This window comes from Streptomyces celluloflavus, from assembly GCA_000720995.1.
GTDB classification, from domain to species: domain Bacteria; phylum Actinomycetota; class Actinomycetes; order Streptomycetales; family Streptomycetaceae; genus Streptomyces; species Streptomyces celluloflavus.
In genome coordinates this window covers 22,559-37,650 of sequence record JOEL01000065.1, presented here as the reverse complement: position 1 = coordinate 37,650, position 15,092 = coordinate 22,559, and the positions used below count along the sequence as shown (strand labels likewise).

General features: G+C 67.2%; 15 protein-coding genes. 10 read left to right on the top strand and 5 right to left on the bottom strand.

From position 1 onward, the window contains the following. Positions 1–153: 153 nt before the first annotated feature. Together IH09_RS33125 and eccE are read right to left on the bottom strand one after the other, a co-directional pair. A complete protein-coding gene (locus tag IH09_RS33125; protein ID WP_052861258.1) occupies positions 154–1,002 on the bottom strand; it encodes a hypothetical protein in 849 nt (282 codons plus the stop codon). Next, on the bottom strand, positions 1,002–2,228 hold the full coding sequence (gene eccE / locus IH09_RS33120; RefSeq protein WP_052861257.1) for a type VII secretion protein EccE: 1,227 nt from the start codon (positions 2,226–2,228) through the stop codon (positions 1,002–1,004). Before eccE ends, IH09_RS33125 begins: the two co-directional genes overlap by 1 nt. 341 nt (positions 2,229–2,569) lie before the next feature. Here eccE and IH09_RS33115 point away from each other — a divergent pair, with 341 nt between their 5' ends. From IH09_RS33115 to mycP (IH09_RS38350), 7 genes are all read left to right on the top strand, one after another. Next, positions 2,570–4,225, top strand: coding sequence for a type VII secretion protein EccB (locus IH09_RS33115; RefSeq protein WP_110952746.1), 1,656 nt, complete (start codon positions 2,570–2,572; stop codon positions 4,223–4,225). Positions 4,226–4,714: 489 nt separating this feature from the next. Next, on the top strand, positions 4,715–5,038 hold the full coding sequence (locus IH09_RS33110) for a WXG100 family type VII secretion target (RefSeq protein ID WP_052861256.1): 324 nt from the start codon (positions 4,715–4,717) through the stop codon (positions 5,036–5,038). Between the two features lie 124 nt (positions 5,039–5,162). Then, on the top strand, positions 5,163–5,453 hold the full coding sequence (locus IH09_RS33105; RefSeq protein ID WP_052861255.1) for a WXG100 family type VII secretion target: 291 nt from the start codon (positions 5,163–5,165) through the stop codon (positions 5,451–5,453). A 236-nt stretch (positions 5,454–5,689) separates the two neighbouring features. Beyond that, positions 5,690–6,949 (top strand): type VII secretion-associated serine protease mycosin, encoded by a 1,260-nt coding sequence (gene mycP, locus IH09_RS33100; RefSeq protein WP_052861254.1) that lies wholly within the window; start codon positions 5,690–5,692, stop codon positions 6,947–6,949. Positions 6,950–6,951: 2 nt separating this feature from the next. Beyond that, positions 6,952–7,281 carry a hypothetical protein gene (locus IH09_RS33095; protein WP_052861253.1) on the top strand — a complete coding sequence of 110 codons (330 nt, stop codon included), beginning with the start codon at positions 6,952–6,954 and terminating at the stop codon, positions 7,279–7,281. A gap of 68 nt (positions 7,282–7,349) precedes the next feature. After that, the gene (locus IH09_RS33090; protein WP_052861252.1) at positions 7,350–8,894 is read left to right on the top strand and encodes a hypothetical protein; all 1,545 of its coding nucleotides are present in this window, start codon (positions 7,350–7,352) and stop codon (positions 8,892–8,894) included. A gap of 90 nt (positions 8,895–8,984) precedes the next feature. Then, entirely contained in the window at positions 8,985–10,343 is a 1,359-nt protein-coding gene (mycP, locus tag IH09_RS38350; RefSeq protein ID WP_110952745.1) for a type VII secretion-associated serine protease mycosin, read from the top strand. 165 nt (positions 10,344–10,508) lie between these two features. On the opposite strand, the gene IH09_RS33085 is transcribed toward mycP (IH09_RS38350), so the two are convergent. From IH09_RS33085 to IH09_RS33075, 3 genes are all read right to left on the bottom strand, one after another. Then, a complete protein-coding gene (locus tag IH09_RS33085) occupies positions 10,509–11,138 on the bottom strand; it encodes a hypothetical protein (RefSeq protein ID WP_052861251.1) in 630 nt (209 codons plus the stop codon). A gap of 69 nt (positions 11,139–11,207) precedes the next feature. Continuing rightward, positions 11,208–11,810 carry a hypothetical protein gene (locus IH09_RS33080; protein WP_052861250.1) on the bottom strand — a complete coding sequence of 201 codons (603 nt, stop codon included), beginning with the start codon at positions 11,808–11,810 and terminating at the stop codon, positions 11,208–11,210. Next, entirely contained in the window at positions 11,807–12,406 is a 600-nt protein-coding gene (locus IH09_RS33075) for a hypothetical protein (RefSeq protein WP_190233482.1), read from the bottom strand. The genes IH09_RS33080 and IH09_RS33075 overlap by 4 nt, the downstream gene beginning before the upstream one ends. A gap of 417 nt (positions 12,407–12,823) precedes the next feature. Between IH09_RS33075 and IH09_RS33070 the strand changes: the two genes are divergently transcribed. From IH09_RS33070 to IH09_RS33060, 3 genes are all read left to right on the top strand, one after another. Further along, positions 12,824–13,153, top strand: a complete 330-nt coding sequence (locus IH09_RS33070) for a WXG100 family type VII secretion target (RefSeq protein WP_052861276.1) — start codon at positions 12,824–12,826, stop codon at positions 13,151–13,153. 219 nt (positions 13,154–13,372) lie between these two features. Continuing rightward, entirely contained in the window at positions 13,373–14,386 is a 1,014-nt protein-coding gene (locus tag IH09_RS33065) for a WXG100-like domain-containing protein (RefSeq protein ID WP_110952744.1), read from the top strand. Between the two features lie 268 nt (positions 14,387–14,654). After that, positions 14,655–14,972: a hypothetical protein gene (locus tag IH09_RS33060; RefSeq protein ID WP_052861248.1), complete on the top strand. Its 318-nt coding sequence runs from the start codon at positions 14,655–14,657 to the stop codon at positions 14,970–14,972. The last annotated feature ends 120 nt before the right edge of the window (positions 14,973–15,092 follow it).

Sequence of the window (15,092 nt, the reverse complement as noted above, 5' to 3'; positions counted from 1 at the left end):
GCCGGTACGCCTACGGGCGCATCCGAGGATGCGCCCGTGCGTCCCGCCCGTACCTCTGCCCGTACCGGTACCCGTGCCCGTACGGCATGGCGGTATGTCAGGTCCGTACGTCAGGCCGGTAAGTCCGTCCGCGCGGTCCGGCCCCGGCCGGTGTCAGTCCATCCGGCGCGGGCCGCCGAGCAGGCCGGTCTCCGCGTCGGTGGGCTGGGTCATGACGAACTGGTGGCCGTCCCGCGAGCACCAGAGCATGGCGTTGTCGCTGAGCGTCGGCAGCACCGCGCCGACCTGTTCCGGCAGCCGCATGACGCGCGTGACCACCTCGGCCTCTTCCGGTGAGAGTCGCTGGAGGCCGACCAGATCGGCGCGGCCGAGCATCTGCGGCGACCGCGGGCCGAGGAACGGCAGCACGGTCAGCACCGACTGCCAGGGGCTCGGGGCGAGCTGATTGCGCGGCGGCCGTGCGCCCATGTCCCGGACGACCAGCACCGGGCTGGAGACCGAAGGGCCCTGGGGCGCTATCTGCCGCACCTCGTGGACCGACACACACTGCTGCCCGCCGCCCGCGGCCTGCGCCATCTGCGCCCAGGCCGGCGGCCGTGCGGTCTCCACCGCGACCCGGGCGCCGGTGGCGACGGTGCGCAGCGCCAGCACCTGCGCCATCCACACGCTGCCGACCAGCACGATCTCCAGCGGTGTGGAGCGCAGCAGGCTCAGCACCGCGGGCTGGTTCTGCGGGTCGATGCCGATGATCACGCCGTCGTCGCCGACCGGCAGGGTCAGCGCACCGAGCGACTCGGGCGTCAGGACGTGCGGGCTGCGCCGGGGGCCGCGCAGGCCGAAACCGGGCTTCGGGCGCGGTCCGGCCGGCGCCGACTGCTGCTCGTCCGCCCGCGGCTGGTGCGACAGCCGCCGGCCGCCGCCGGTGCCCTGGCCCCCGATGGGGGGATTGCGCCAGCCGTCGCTGCCGGCGTTCACACGGGGCTGATAGGTGGGAGAGGCCATCAGCGGGTACCTCCGAGGGGAAGCGTGGCCAGGAGGCCGGGCAACTGCTCGCGGTCGAGCCGGACGAGCCCGATCTTCGACGAACCGGACCGGCGCTCCAACTCGGCCCGGACGGCGACGAGTTCGTTGTCACTGCGGGCCGAGAGCCGGACGTAGCCCGAGATGGCCGGCGCGCGGCCGCCGCCGTGCGAGGCGGTCAGCGCGAAGGTGCTGGCCATCGCCGCGGTACTGGTCAGCAGCTGGGTGACGGCGGCCAGCGGTGCGCCGCCCGCGCCGAGTTGGGGCCAGCGGCCGATCCAGTAGGTGGTGTGCCAGCGGTCGTCGCAGCGCCAGGCGCGGGTCGTCTCCTGGGTGCGGCGGGCCGCCCGCCCGTCCCGTCCCATCGCGCCGTTCGCGGCCCGCGGGCTGACGCACACCGCCGTGCCGATCGCGGCGACGACCTCCCGTTCGGCGAGCACCCGCGCGCGCAGGCCGTGGGCGGTGAGCCGGCTGACGAGCTGGTCGGCGGCGCGCAGCAGCGAACGCTTGGCGCCGTCCAGCCCGCCGCCCCGCGCCTCGATGGCCTCGGCGCACAGTTCCGGGTCGAGCTTGAGCGCGATCCAGGTCAGCTGCAGTGCCGGGGTCTGCGACTGGGCCTGGAGCGGTGCGTACGAGCGGGCCGCGACGGCCTGCTCGGGCAGGTGGGGGGCGGGCGCGGGCTGCGTGTACTGGACGTACTGCACGGATTCGAGGTGGATGTCCTCGACGTCGAGCGCGGTGTGCAGCACATCGAGCGGCAGCATGTTGCTGCCGCGCTGCGGGCGCAGCGGCTCGTCGCGGGCGTCCACCTGCACGAGGGCGGTCAGGAACGTGCCGTCGCCGACGAAGCCGACGGCGCGCTGCTCGGCGTCCAGGTACTCGTAGGTCCGCAGCGCCGCATCGCACTCCACCACCGGGGCGAACGCGGGATCGACGCCCTGGGTGGCGGCGGCCGCCGAACCGCCGTCCTTGCCACGGCGCTTCATGGCGCGCACGGTCGTGATCCACTCGGGCAGCGGGACCTTCCGGCGGCGGCCCAGCGCGAAGACGATCAGGACGGCCGCCAGTACCGCGGTCACGCTCAGCGCCACCGGGTGGTGGATCGACAGGCCCACCAGCACCAGGGCCGCGGCGAGTTCGACGATGGCCAGCTGCTGAACGCGGACGCCGCCGATGTTTCCGGCCTGCGGGCGCAGTCGCGGTGCCACCGGGCCGGACGCCCGGTCCGCCGGTCCCCGGTCGCCATTTCCTCTATTGCCCGGAGCTGTACCGTTTTGGTCAGCATTTCCCGTGTATTGCGGTGCGGCGGAAGCCTGTTGCTCCTGTTGCCGCCCATTGCGGCGTCGAGCCCTGGTGGCGCTGGACATCCCCCGGCCTGCTCCTCTACTGGTATGTCGTCTGGGCGTATCGACCGCCGCTGAGACTGGTGCGTTGGAAGGTGGCACCCGTACCGTACGGGTCGATCGGTACACGGCATAGTAGAGGGCGCTACGGCCTACGCGCCGGGTGCGGTCGACGGTGGATCCGACAGCGGGGAGAGAAAGCAACAATGGCATCACGTCGGGACGAGCTGAATGCATATTCGTTCGCGCGGAAGCGAACGAATGCCGCATTCCTGAAGCCGCTGCCGAACGGCTCGATCGAGAGCGCGCCGAAGCCGCTGAAGGCGGTGCTGCCCAGCGTCTTGACGGGAGTCCTGATCCTTGTCGGATTCGGTGCCTGCGGCATTCTCAAGCCGGTCGCCCCGAAAGGGTGGGACACGGTAGGGCAGAACGTCATCGTCGGGGATGAATCCACCACTCGTTATGTCGTGCTGAATAGCACGGACGCCGACGGCAAAAAGCAGAAACTGCTCCATCCCATCCTGAACCTCGCCTCGGCCAAACTCCTTCTCGACCCGAAGAAGTTCCAGGTCGTCAAGGTCAAGGAAGCCGAGCTGGACGGAAAGATCCCGCACGGCCCGGCCATCGGGATTCCGTACGCCCCCGACCGGCTGCCGAGCGCGAAGGAAGCCGACACCCCCAAGGTCTGGGCGGTGTGCGTACGCCCCGGCAGCGGCACCAGCAGCCGGGCCCAGCAGGCCGTCTTCGTCCTGGGCGGCAAGGACAAGCAACTGGTCGAGGGCGTCGGCAAACTCGACCTGCACCAGGCGCTCTATGTCCGGGACCCCAAGGGTGTGCGGTACCTCGTCGACCAGAACGGCGTGGCCTTCACGTTCGACTCCACCCTGCGCAACACCCTGACGCCGAAGGGCGGCAAGGAGAAGGTCGACAGCGACCTGCGCCGGGTGATCTTCGGCGAGACCGAGCCGCAGGACGTCTCCGCGGACTGGATGAGCACGCTCATCAAGAGCCCGATCCCGGTCTTCATGCCGACGGTGCCCGGCGCGGGGCAGCAGAGCACCGGCAAGGGCGTCCCGGAGAAGTACAACAAGGTCGGCACCGTGGTCCAGGACAGCGGTTCGCAGCAGAAGTACGTCGTGGTCCAGGACGGCGTGGTGAAGGTGTCGAACTTCGTCGCCAAGCTGCTGCTCAAGGGGGAGAACGCGCAGGAGCTGAACAAGAACGGCGACAGCATGGAAGCGGTCCGGCTCTCCACCAGCAGCATCAGCCCCAAGACCGACGTCCGAGGCCAGGCCGAGCAGTTCCTGGGCAAGGTCCCGTTCCCGGGATACGAGGACGTGGACATGCCGTGGCCGACCGAGGCCGTCGACATGGCGAACAACTTCAAGCAGGGCTCGCAGACCGGCGGGCTGACCACCCCCACCAGCAACGGCGTGACCTGCAGCGTCTACCGGGGCACCAGCACCAAGTACCCGGGTGGGGCGGGCAAGGCCCTCGGCTTCCCCGACGGCGTGCCGGACATGCAGACCTGGGTGGGCAAGGACTACCCGGCCAAGATCGCCTCCGGCGCCACCTCGTACGTCACACCGGGCAGCGGTCTGCTGTACCAGCAGGTCGCCACCGGCGCGCAGAAGACCGGCAGCCTATTCCTCGTCACCGACACCGGACTGCGGTATTCCGTGCCGCGGAACAACGACAGCTCGAACAAGGCCGGAAAAGCCGATCAGGACCAGGACCAGTCACAGCTGCACCTCGGTTACGAGGGCGCGCATCCGCCGGCGATCCTGAAGGCGTGGTCCGACCTGCTCTCCGAGGGCCCGGCACTGGATGTCGCGAGCGCCAAGAAGCCGCAGAGTTCCTGACCGGCCGCGGAGTTCCCGGCGGAGCGGACCGCACCCGAGAGCCGAATTCGGGCAACCGGTGGGGCCCGCTCCGCATTGAGTACCCCGGCACCGGTCGCTCCCGGATAGATCTCGGGGAAGTTCCGGGGCGCTCGGGGGCGCGTTCCCGGGGCGTTCCCCGGGTGCGTGCATCGAATCCCGGTGAATCCCGGTGAATCCCCGAGTACGCTTCCCCGATCTTTTCCGGATCTTTCCCGGGCCCGGTCCCTGACCGTTAGCATCGCATCTGTCCGATTCCGTGGAACGGTACGGACGATGCCGCCGAACGGCGTTCCGAAGGGCGCCAGTTGGCGATGTTGTGATCCCGCCACAAGAGTCCTCCCCCCTGTTGGGGGCGGAGGTATGGAGTGGTTAAAGTAGCCAAAGGCGTCAACAGAAGACGCCAGCCGCGCAACCGCCTCGGTAGGCGTGACGCGGTACGACGTACGAGTCTCATGGGGGACGTTGACTATGGCTGGTCAGCAGTTCACAACCACCGAGGAGGAGATGGTTGCGTTCAGCGGCCGCATCTCCACGGTCAATCAGTCGATCCAGGGCGAGATCCAGCGCCTGAACACGGTCGTCGACTCCATCACCTCCGGGTGGAAGGGCGCCGCGGCCTCCTCGTACCACCAGCTCCAGTCGCAGGTGAACGAGGACGCGAACCGTCTCAACCAGCTTCTGGGCGAGATCAAGGAAGCGATCGACGCGACCACGAAGAACTACTCCGCCTCCGAAGAGGAGCAGGCACAGTCGATGTCGCAGGTCTCCGCGCAGGCTTCTCCGTTCGGATGACGAGGCCGCGCCGCTCCCCGCGGCGTACCGGCCCAGCCGCCGCAGCACGGGCCCGCCGGCCAGTCCCGCCGGCCCGCTGCGGCATGTGAATCGACCAGGCCACATCAACTCCTGAGGAGACCCTATGTCCGGCCAGATCCTCGTCAACTTCGCGACGATCTCGCAGGCCGCTTCCGACGTGCGCGGTACGGCCAACAACATCCGCACCCAGCTCGACGACCTCGAGTCGGGTGTCAAGAAGATCGCCGCCAGCTGGGAAGGCGCGGCGCAGGAGGGCTACCAGGCCCGCCAGCGCGAGTGGGACCAGCGTGCCGCCTCCCTGCACTCGACTCTGGAGGCCATCGCCAAGGCCCTGGACACCGCGGCGCAGAACTACCAGAGCACCGAGCACAAGAACGCCGGTATCTGGTCCTGACCGCACGTCAGCGCCGTTACGGGCGGCACAACGGCTGAGCAGCCCCGACGGCTCGCACAGTGGTCAATGAGGGCGAGCGCGCTGCACCGGTGCGCTCGCCCTTCTGCCGTCCGGCACCGGCCGGCCACGCCCGCACCTCTTCCCGGCACCTTCTCCGCCGTCTCTCACCGCACGTTCACTCACGCCCTTCACGCCCCCTCACGTCCCTTCCGCCACACATGGAGAGCTGACAACCCGTGGGATCTCGCGCCATTGGTCACCGAGCCGGGCACCGTCGACGAGCGGCGGGTGCACTGGTCGCGGCGGCCTGCGCCGCCGGCCTGTCCTGCGCCACCGCCGCGCCGGCGGTGGCGGACGAGAACGTGCCGCTCAACAGCGGTGAGTGCAAGTTCGGCAGCGACGACATCAAAGAGACCCCCTGGTCGCTCCAGCGCCTCCTGACCAATCAGATGTGGGCCGACACCCAGGGCCAGGGCGTCCGGGTCGCCGTCATCGACACCGGTGTCGACGCGGGCAACCAGCAGATCAAGAGCGCGATCGGACCCGGCGGCCAGACCTACGTCAAGGGCAAGCCGACCGAGGACAAGGTCGGCCACGGCACCAAGGTCGCGGGCATCATCGCCGCGCGGCCCAGGCCGTCCTCCGGATTCGTCGGCATCGCGCCCAAGGCGACCGTCATTCCCTTCCAGCAGACGAGCGACGAGAAGGCCGGTACCGCCGACAGCCTGGCCACCGCCATCAACGACGCGGTGAAGGCGAAGGTCGACATCATCAACATCTCGCAGGGCACGGCCGCCAGCGAGGACCGGCTGCCCACTCTCAAGGCGGCGGTGGCCAACGCCGAGCAGGCCAAAATCCTGATCGTCGCCTCGGCCGGCAACGGCGGCGCGAGCGGCGAGGAGAAGAACATGTATCCCGCCGCGTTCAAGGAGTACAGCAACGTCCTGGCCGTGGCCGCCTCGGACCGCAACAACGAACGCGCGGCCTTCTCCCAGCCCGGATCGTTCGTCGACATCGCCGCACCGGGCGTCGACATGGTCTCCACCGTGCCGGGCGGCGGCAACTGCGTCGACCAGGGCACCAGCTTCGCCGCCCCCTACGCCGCGGGCGCGGCGGCCCTCCTCATCGCCAAGCACCGCGCCGACGCCTGGACGCCGGAACAGGTCATCTGGCACCTGGAGCAGACCGCCGAGCGGGTGCGCAAGAACCGGGACGACAACATCGGCTGGGGCGTCGTCGACCCGGTCGCCGCCCTGAACGACGACACCAGGCCCACCGCCGCGCCCACTCCGGACAAGGGCACCAACGCGGCCGCCGGCGCGAACATCGAACCGGCCGCCCTCACCATCGGCGAATCCGCCGAGGACCGACGCTCCCGCATCGCCATTTACATTGTCGGTGGCGGCCTGCTGGCCGTCGCAGCGGTCGTCGGCTCCGCCGTCGCACTACGCGACTGGCGACGCAAGACGGGTTTCAACACACACGGGGAGGCTTAACAATGGGTGAGCAATATCGGGTGGATCTGAGCGCGTTGGAAGACACCATCAGGAAACTCAATGGGGTTCTGAAGGATCTCGGCAACGCCAATGCGGACACCCGGTACAAGACCTCACTGTCACGGAGCGCCCTCGGAGCTGACGCACCCGGTGCCTCGTTCCTGGAGGCGCGGAAGCTGACCGAGGCCCACACGCAGATGAAGTTGCACATCGAGGAGATCGTCCAGCATCTCCACGACGTGATGAACGAATTCGGCAACAAGACGCAGAAAGTGCACGGCAACTACCAGAACCAGGAAGCTGAGACCGCCGCGAACATGTCGGGTACCTGACGTGGCATCGGTATCGGCCGGAGCGGTTCTGGAAGCAGCATGAAGAGCAGTGGAGGGGGAACTGAATCATGAGCGGTGACGAACTCGAGTACGAGTACATGCCGGCGACGATGTGCTACGCCGCCAAGCATGAGACGAACTTCGCCGAAATGGACATGGACACCATGAAGGCGATGGTCAAGGCGTCCAATCCCGGCGAGGTGCACAATGTTTCGCGGGGCTGGAAAGACGTTCACACCCAACTCGTCGGTGGGAGCGGCGGCGGCATCAAGGGCACCTTTGACGCCGCCGTGAACGAGGTTCTCCAGCACTGGGAGGGCCCCGCGGCCGAAAAGTTCAGGACACAGGCTCAGAAGATCAGCAAGAAGATCTCGGACGGGGCTCTGTACGCCGACTACACCTCGACCGCGATGGGCAATGCCGCGAAGGTGCTGGAGCAGCTCAAGCCCGACATCGAGTCGATGGAGAAGCCGAGCGCCGCCAACAAGGCCATCAACTGGCTGGAGGACGGCGGCAGGCGTGACGACTCAGGTCTGAAGAACGACCTCAAAAATCCCGGCATGAGCACCGCCGATGCCTTGGACAGGAACAGCGGCAGCCTGTCCGCGGGCAAAGAGCAACAGCTGCGCATGGCGGTCAAGATGGAGCAGCTGGGCGCGGCTTATGTTTCGCAGGCCAAGTCCATGGGGTCGTGGAAGACCAAGGGCAAGGTCGATGACAACGGCTCCGACTATCCGGGCCCTCCTGCGGGTGACCCGCCGTCCGCTATCCCGATGCCCTTGCCGGTCGGCTCGTCGCGACCGAAGCAGGTGGGAAATCCCTCGATCGCGGGACTGGGCAAGGGACCTGGATTCTCCTCCGGCGGGATCAAGTCGCCTGGCGATCCGGGTATCAGCGGCGGGATCGGCTCTCCGCAGCCGGGGAGAGGGGCCTTGACTCCCCATGTCGGCACGGGGCTCGACAGCTTCAATCCGCCTGGCACCGGCAGCGGCGGAGGAGGCATCGGCAGTGGCCTGACCGGCGTTGGCGGCAGCGGTGGCGTTGGCGGCGGCAGCATCGGTAGTGGCGGCGTCGGCGGTGGCGGCGGCTCGGGTGTTCTCGGCGCCGGTCCCGGATCGGGCGTCGGGATCGGAGTCGGCGGGCTTCCGGGCAAGGGCGGCAGAGTGCCCGGTGCGGGTGGCGCTGGTGTGGGCAAATCCGGTGCAGGCGCTGGTGCGGGTGGTGGCGCGGGTGGCGCCGGTGCCCGCGGCGGTGGCCGTGCGGGCATGCCCGGGATGGGTGGCGCTGCGGGCGCCGGCAAGGGCGCGGGTGCCAAGGGTGCAGGCGCCGGGCGCGGTGCAGCTCTGGCCCGCCAGAAGGGTGGTGTCATCGGTTCCGGTGGCGGCAAGGCGAGCGGCGCCGGCCAGGGTGGATCGGGCCTGCACCGCAGCCGTGGCGGAGCACAGGCCGGGGCCGCGGCAGGCGGTCGTCGTCCTGCCGGCATGGGAGCTCCTGGCGCACACGGTGCCAAGAACAAGGAAAAGGCACAGAACGGAGAGCGCCCCGACTACCTTGTGGAGGACGAGGAGACCTGGGCGTCGGAGCGTAGCGTTGCGCCGAAGGTCATCGAGTAGGACTCTGTCGTCAGCAATTCGGTCGTAACGAGGCGGGGCCCGCTGCTCTTTGGGCGGTGGGCCCCGTCCTGTTGGGAGAGGTGTTACAGCATGAGCTTCACGCGGACGCTGCGTGCAGTCGGCGGCGCGGTTGTGGCGGGAGCGCTGCTCTTCGGCACCGCGCCGGTTGCTGCGGCGGATCAGATCAGGGATGCACAGTGGCCTTTGCAGGGGTTCAAGGCTGAGGAGATCTGGCAGATCTCCACCGGCAAGGGAGTGACTGTCGCCGTCATTGATGACGGGGTCAATTCCCAGCATCCGGATCTGAAGGGAAATGTACTCGAAGGAAAGGATTTTATCGACGGAGGGGGGACGGAGCCGAAAAATGGGGACACCCACGGAACTCAGATGGCCGCGAATATCGCTGGTCACGGACATGGACCGGGGGAATCGGAGGGCGTCAAAGGGCTAGCCCCGGATGCCAAGATCTTGCCTGTGCGTGATCTAGGGGCGAGGTCAGATGGTTTTGCCTCCTCCATCCGGTACGCCGTCGATAAGGGCGCCTCCGTCATCAACATTTCGCAGACAGGTACGCCTTCCGATGGGGAGACCGAAGCAGTTGCCTACGCTCTGAAGCATGACGTCCTGATCGTAGCGGGCGCAGGAAACAAAGGCTCGGGGCCTGATTCCATTCAATATCCTGCACGTTATCCTGGAGTTTTGGCAGTTGGAGGAGTTCGAAAATCTGGAGAAATTTGGTTTGACTCTCCGGGGCACGGCTCCAACTACGGTCCGCAGGTATTGCTGACCGCACCTGCGGTTGATATCGTTTCAGCCGGAAGTAGCGGCAAGTCACTTTATCGAAAGAGCACTGGAACATCGGAGGCCACGGCCTATGTATCAGGCGCCGCTGCGCTGCTCCGTGCGAAGTTTCCGGACCTGTCGGCCGGGCAAATCGTCAACCGTCTGACCAAGACCGCTGGACTTCCGCAGTCCGCGAAGGGCACATCTCTCCCGGATCAGAAGTACGGCTACGGATTCATTCAGCCTCTCGCGGCGCTCACGCGTGACATCCCCGCGGGCTCGAAGGACGGGCCGATGCGGATGCCGAAGGCGGACTCTTCACAGGGCGCAGAGAATCCGGCGGCTTCGCAGGGCAGCGACGGCAAGGGAAGTGACTCCCAGCCGGTGAAGGAGGTGCCTATGAGCCCTCTCTTCATCGCTTTGATCGCAGTGGCCGGCCTTGTGGTGGTCGGCATCATCGTGGCCATCGTTCTGGTTGTGCGCCGTAAGGGCCGGCGGAACGGTCCCCCTCCGGGTGGGCCTGGTGGACCCGGTGGATATGGCGGATACGGTGGTGGGCCCGGTGGGCCGGGGTTCGCGCCTCAGCAGCCCAATCCGTATCAGCAGCAGTCCAGCGCTCCGAATGCGTACCCGCCAGCTCCTCCCATGCAGCCGCCCGGACAGTAGCCGAAGACCCGCAGGGGTTTCTTGATTTGGGGAATGCCGTCTCTGGCGGCGAGCAGAGGTAAGAAGATGGGCCCGCAGCCGTCAGGCTGTGGGCCCATCTTCTTTGAACCGAATCGCCGGGCTGTGGGAATTAGATCGAGCCGGGCGAAAGCTGCGAGGGCGGGGTCAGGGAAAGATCCAGCCGAAAGCGCAGATGGCGCCGCCAATTGCGCCGATGGTGAGGAGCACGAAGGCGAGGGTGTGGGACTGTTCGGCCTCGGAGGGTGGGTTCGACTCGGAGGCCGGCTTTGCCGCGAATCGTGCGCTGAGGGTGAGGAAGAGCAGGCCCAGACCGCAGGCGAGCAGGCCGCCGAAGAAGGCGGTGAGGCCGCGGGAGAGGGTGACCCAGGTGTGGGCCGTGTAGAAGGAGTGGCGAATCTGCCGGACTTCGACTTCGTCGCCTCGTTGGTACACGTGATACGGGGTTTCGACGTGGGCGTTGAGATCTTTGGCGGCGCCGTCGTCGGAATGGAAGGTCCCGTAGCACTGGACGGTTTTGGTGCGTGCAGGGGCGGTCCGGGCGGAAGTGGCGGAGGGGCGATGGCCGATACCGCACTCCTCGACGGTGATCTTCCCGGTGTCGCCGGCCCACCAGACCGAATACGGACCGAAGTAGAGGCCGGCCACGCCGAGTACGAGTCCGGCGACGAGCAGGCCCAGCCCGATGAGTCGCCCCTGTTTGCGGATCGCGTCCCGCTTCACCGTATTCGCGGAAGTGCCGGCCGAGTCCGGTGCCGTGTGATCCGGCGATGTCATGACGATGGGTCCTTTCCGGCGGTGTGCGCGGCCGGCGGCGGTATCGGCCCGGCCATGGGAACTACCTGACTACTGGAGGCAGAAGAAGACGACTGCGCCGATGAGACCGACTCCCGCGAAGGAGAGGAATACGGGGCGCAGGACGGCTCCGGAAGGCATCAGTTCCCAGCAGTCGCTGAACCGTGGCCCCCAGCGGCCGCCGAATCCGGTGAGAAGGCAGAAAGCTCCTGCCGTGAGCGTGATGAGGGTGACGAAGGCACCGGTGACCGCGCTCCAGGCGGCTTCTCCTCCGGTGCGCGTATAGAACGTTCCGTCCCATTGGACGGCTACCTCGTCGCCCGCTTCTCGCATGGACTGCGAAGGGAACTCTGCCGAAGGGTCTGGGCTTGTGCCGCTGTCGGCCGGACGGAAGGTGCCGGTACAGGTGAAGCCCCGTATACGGGTGGACCGGCCCGAATGCCCGGTCTGGAGGTCCTCCGCGCACCGCACGACGGTGAAAGTTCCGTGAGTGCCCTTATTCCCCGTGGCGAGGAGCGCTTGGTCGATGAAATAGACGCCGAAGCTCAGGGAGAGCGCGATCAGTACGAGCCCGAAAAAGCGGCCCGGCAGGCGCCGAGGCGTGTCGCGGTCGCGGGGCCGGGCGAATGCCGTCAGCACGGTTCGCCACGTCATGAGACGAACTTGTACACGATGAGCGACACCGCGGTTCCCGCAATGCCGATGCCGCCGACCACGGCCAGGAGGGGCCGGGTCACCCGTCCTGAGGGAAGTGCCGCCCATGCGGGCTGGAAGCGTGGCCCCCGTCGGCCGCCGAATCCGGTGAGGAGGCAGAATGCCCCGGCCGCCACTGCGAGCAGACTGCCGAACGCCGCCATGAAGACCGTCGATTTGTTCTGATCCTCGACGAGTTCGAAGGAGTGGCTCGACTTCACGACGTCGAGTTCTGTGCCGGGCTCCACTTCCCTCCCCGTCTCGACCGTGATGTCGGCGAGAGGGGGCTTGGACGACGCGTCGAACCGGAAGGTCCCGGTGCAGCTGACATGCCGCACCACATGCTGCTGATGGCGTGAGCGAGAGCGCTCCAGGGAGGTGCGGCACTCGTCCACCGTCAGCACCCCGTTGTCGTGCTGGTAGTTGCCTTTGTCGAGCACGGAGCGGACGGTGAGGCCGCCTATCAGCAACCCGGCGAGCAGGAGGCCGGCTCCGATCACTCGCCCCGCCGAGAGCAGCATCCGACGACTCGGTGGGGTGGTGTCATTCTCGTCCAACTGCGCCACGGTGGCGGTTCCCTTCCCGGCTGAGGCTCCTGGAGAGCGGTATATGGCATTCCGCAGAATTCGGTACGTTCGCGCCGTACGCACCGCAAGATGCCGGTGTGTACGGCAGGGGGAAGTGCGTTATGCGCCCCGTCGGCTCCTTACTCCGCAGGGCTCCGACTCTCGGCTTTCCCCTGCCATGTGTCAATCGGCGGCGGATGGTCTGACCCCGGCCGATAGCGTGGGCCAACCGCGGTTGCGATGCCCGGCGTTGGCGTGACACGATCAGGAGCACTTAAGATCGCGCCAGAATCGTGACATTGGTCATTGGGTGCTCGGCCGGATGTGGATCCCGGCGGGTGTGCCGGATACGGGTGAAGCGTAGGTCATTCATGCCGGCGGCGTGTGCGCGACGGACAGGGGGACGTGATGGACGGTAAGGCATTTGATGTCGATCCGGCGGTGTTGAAGCAACAAGGGGCGGAGTTCGTCGGTATCGGCACCGAATTCGGTAGCGCCTCCAAGAAGTTGCAGGACACGCTGAACGGCCTCGGCAAGCCGTGGACCGGTGCCGACTTCGCTGACGCTTTCGAGACGGTCTACGAACCTGTGCGGGACGGCATGTTCACGTCCATGGACTCGCTCGGTAAACGGCTTGAGGGTATGGGCGACAACCTTCAGGAAATGGGTAAGGGTTACGAGGCGTCCGACCTGGACAACGTCCAGGTGATCAGCTACGTCACCCCGCCCACTGTGTAGCGCGACAAGGATTCGTGGGCGAGGCCCCCGTGCCGGGGGTGTGGGAACGACGGCCGAGTGGTCGAACGGCCGAGTAGTCGGACGATCGAATGGCCGACCGCCCTCGGTAAATGAATTCATTGAGTGATCTGCTCAGAGCTGTCCATAACTCTCTTTCGCTCCCTCTCGTTCTCTTTCAAGCTCCTTGACTTTCTTTAACTCTCTTTCACGGTACGGGGGATGACCGCTGTGGCATTGACGCTTCCCGGCGAGGTCGTATGGGTTCTTGATCTCCTCGGGTACACCTGGCCCGAGGCGGATGAAGAGAAGCTCATCGAGTGCGGACAGGCATGGCTGGAGTTCGCCTCGCAGGTCGGGCAGACGGAGAATCGGGGCAGTTCGGCCGCGCAGGCGGTCGTATCGGCCAACTCCGGGCAGGCCGTTGAGGCATTCACGGACAGTTGGCGTGACTTTTCCGGCGGGCCCGGCGCGTATCTGGCCGAAGCGCAGATCGCCGCGGAAGTGATCGGGGTGGCCTTCGAGGTGGCCGCGGCGGAAGTCCTCGCGGCCAAGATCGAGGTGATCGTCCAACTCGTCATCCTCGCCACGGAGATCATCGCCGCACAGGCCGCCGCGCCGTTCACACTCGGACTCTCGGAAGCGGGCGCGCTCGGCGCGACCCAGGCGACCCGCCTGATCGTCCGGCGGCTGTTCGACGAGATGAAGCGGAAGGTTATCCAGGCCGTTACCAAGGCGATGGAAGAGGCTGCGACCAAGGGCATCAAGAAGATTGCCTCGGACTTCATGAAGCACCAGGTCAAGGACTTCGCAAAGGACTACGCGAAGAAGACGGCCAAGGAAGTCATCGTGGACCCGGCCAAGGAAAAGGCCAAGGACATCGCCAAGAGCGCCGGCCAGAACGTCATCCAGCAGGGCGTGGAGACGAACTTCGGGGCCCGTAAGGGAATCGACCTCGGGGAGACTGCCGAGGGGGCCAAAGAAGAATTCGGCAAGCAGTTCGGCACATACGAGGACGGTCAGCTCAAGCCCGGCGAATATTTCACGGGCAGCAAGAACGACCAGGGCGAGAGGGAAGGCGGCGTGGCCAGCCTCGCCGACCCCGCCACGCATCGGGACCGTCTCGTGGACCAGGCGAAGGAGGCGGGCAAGGATGCCGCCTCGAAGCATGCGGAAAAGGGTGTGCAGCACGTCAGGGGAGGCGACGGCGAGGACGTCCGCTCCGTCTTCGGCTGACCGCTGACCGCTGACCGCTGACCGCTGACCGCTGACCGTATCGACCGACCCTGTCGACATCGCATCGTGCCCGCCGCGCCCAGGCCGCCGCGCCCAGGCCGCCGCGCCCAAGCCGGCGGGCACGACGGGCGCGACAGTCGACGTCCCGCGCTCCCATGCCCGGCCGGGATGCCGACGTGGCAACAACTGTGCGCATTCCGGGGTGAGTTGGATCTGCTTTCGGTAGCGGAGCTCCCCGTCGGTGGCCCGTCCCGTAGCATTCCCGCCCATGGACGCACCCGGTGATGAACAGTCCCTTTCCGAGAGCGGTGTGGAGGAGGAGACGCCCCCGGGGGTGACGCCTCGGCAGGCCCGGCGGATACGGATCGTCCTGGCCTCGGTACTGATGGCCGCGATGGCGCTGGTGCTCGTGGTGCGCCTGGCGAGTCGTACGTCGGTGCTGGTGGTCGGGGTCTACGGAGCCGCGCTGGTGCTCTGCGGCATCGTGATCGAACTCAGCCGGAACGGGCGTACCCGGCTGGGGACGTGGCTGCTGGGCATCGGCCTGGCGGCAGCACTGGCCGCGGACTGGCTGCTGTTGCCCTGAGGAACCGGAGCGACCCGTGGGGGAGCGGAGCGGCATCCGGTCGGCGCAACCCGCGCCCCATATGAGCGACATCCGGTGGGAACGAACCGGGCCCCCTTGCGCGAGGAGCAATCGGAACAG

Bases quoted from the DNA above. Each gene is read 5' to 3' on its own strand.
- IH09_RS33125 (WP_052861258.1), bottom strand. From the start codon at position 1,002: ATGGCCTCTCCCACCTATCAGCCCCGTGTGAACGCCGGCAGCGACGGC.
- IH09_RS33115 (WP_110952746.1), top strand. From the start codon at position 2,570: ATGGCATCACGTCGGGACGAGCTGAATGCATATTCGTTCGCGCGGAAG.
- IH09_RS33110 (WP_052861256.1), top strand. From the start codon at position 4,715: ATGGCTGGTCAGCAGTTCACAACCACCGAGGAGGAGATGGTTGCGTTC.
- IH09_RS33105 (WP_052861255.1), top strand. From the start codon at position 5,163: ATGTCCGGCCAGATCCTCGTCAACTTCGCGACGATCTCGCAGGCCGCT.
- IH09_RS33095 (WP_052861253.1), top strand. From the start codon at position 6,952: ATGGGTGAGCAATATCGGGTGGATCTGAGCGCGTTGGAAGACACCATC.
- IH09_RS33090 (WP_052861252.1), top strand. From the start codon at position 7,350: ATGAGCGGTGACGAACTCGAGTACGAGTACATGCCGGCGACGATGTGC.
- mycP (WP_110952745.1), top strand. From the start codon at position 8,985: ATGAGCTTCACGCGGACGCTGCGTGCAGTCGGCGGCGCGGTTGTGGCG.
- IH09_RS33085 (WP_052861251.1), bottom strand. From the start codon at position 11,138: ATGACATCGCCGGATCACACGGCACCGGACTCGGCCGGCACTTCCGCG.
- IH09_RS33080 (WP_052861250.1), bottom strand. From the start codon at position 11,810: ATGACGTGGCGAACCGTGCTGACGGCATTCGCCCGGCCCCGCGACCGC.
- IH09_RS33070 (WP_052861276.1), top strand. From the start codon at position 12,824: ATGGACGGTAAGGCATTTGATGTCGATCCGGCGGTGTTGAAGCAACAA.
- IH09_RS33065 (WP_110952744.1), top strand. From the start codon at position 13,373: ATGACCGCTGTGGCATTGACGCTTCCCGGCGAGGTCGTATGGGTTCTT.
- IH09_RS33060 (WP_052861248.1), top strand. From the start codon at position 14,655: ATGGACGCACCCGGTGATGAACAGTCCCTTTCCGAGAGCGGTGTGGAG.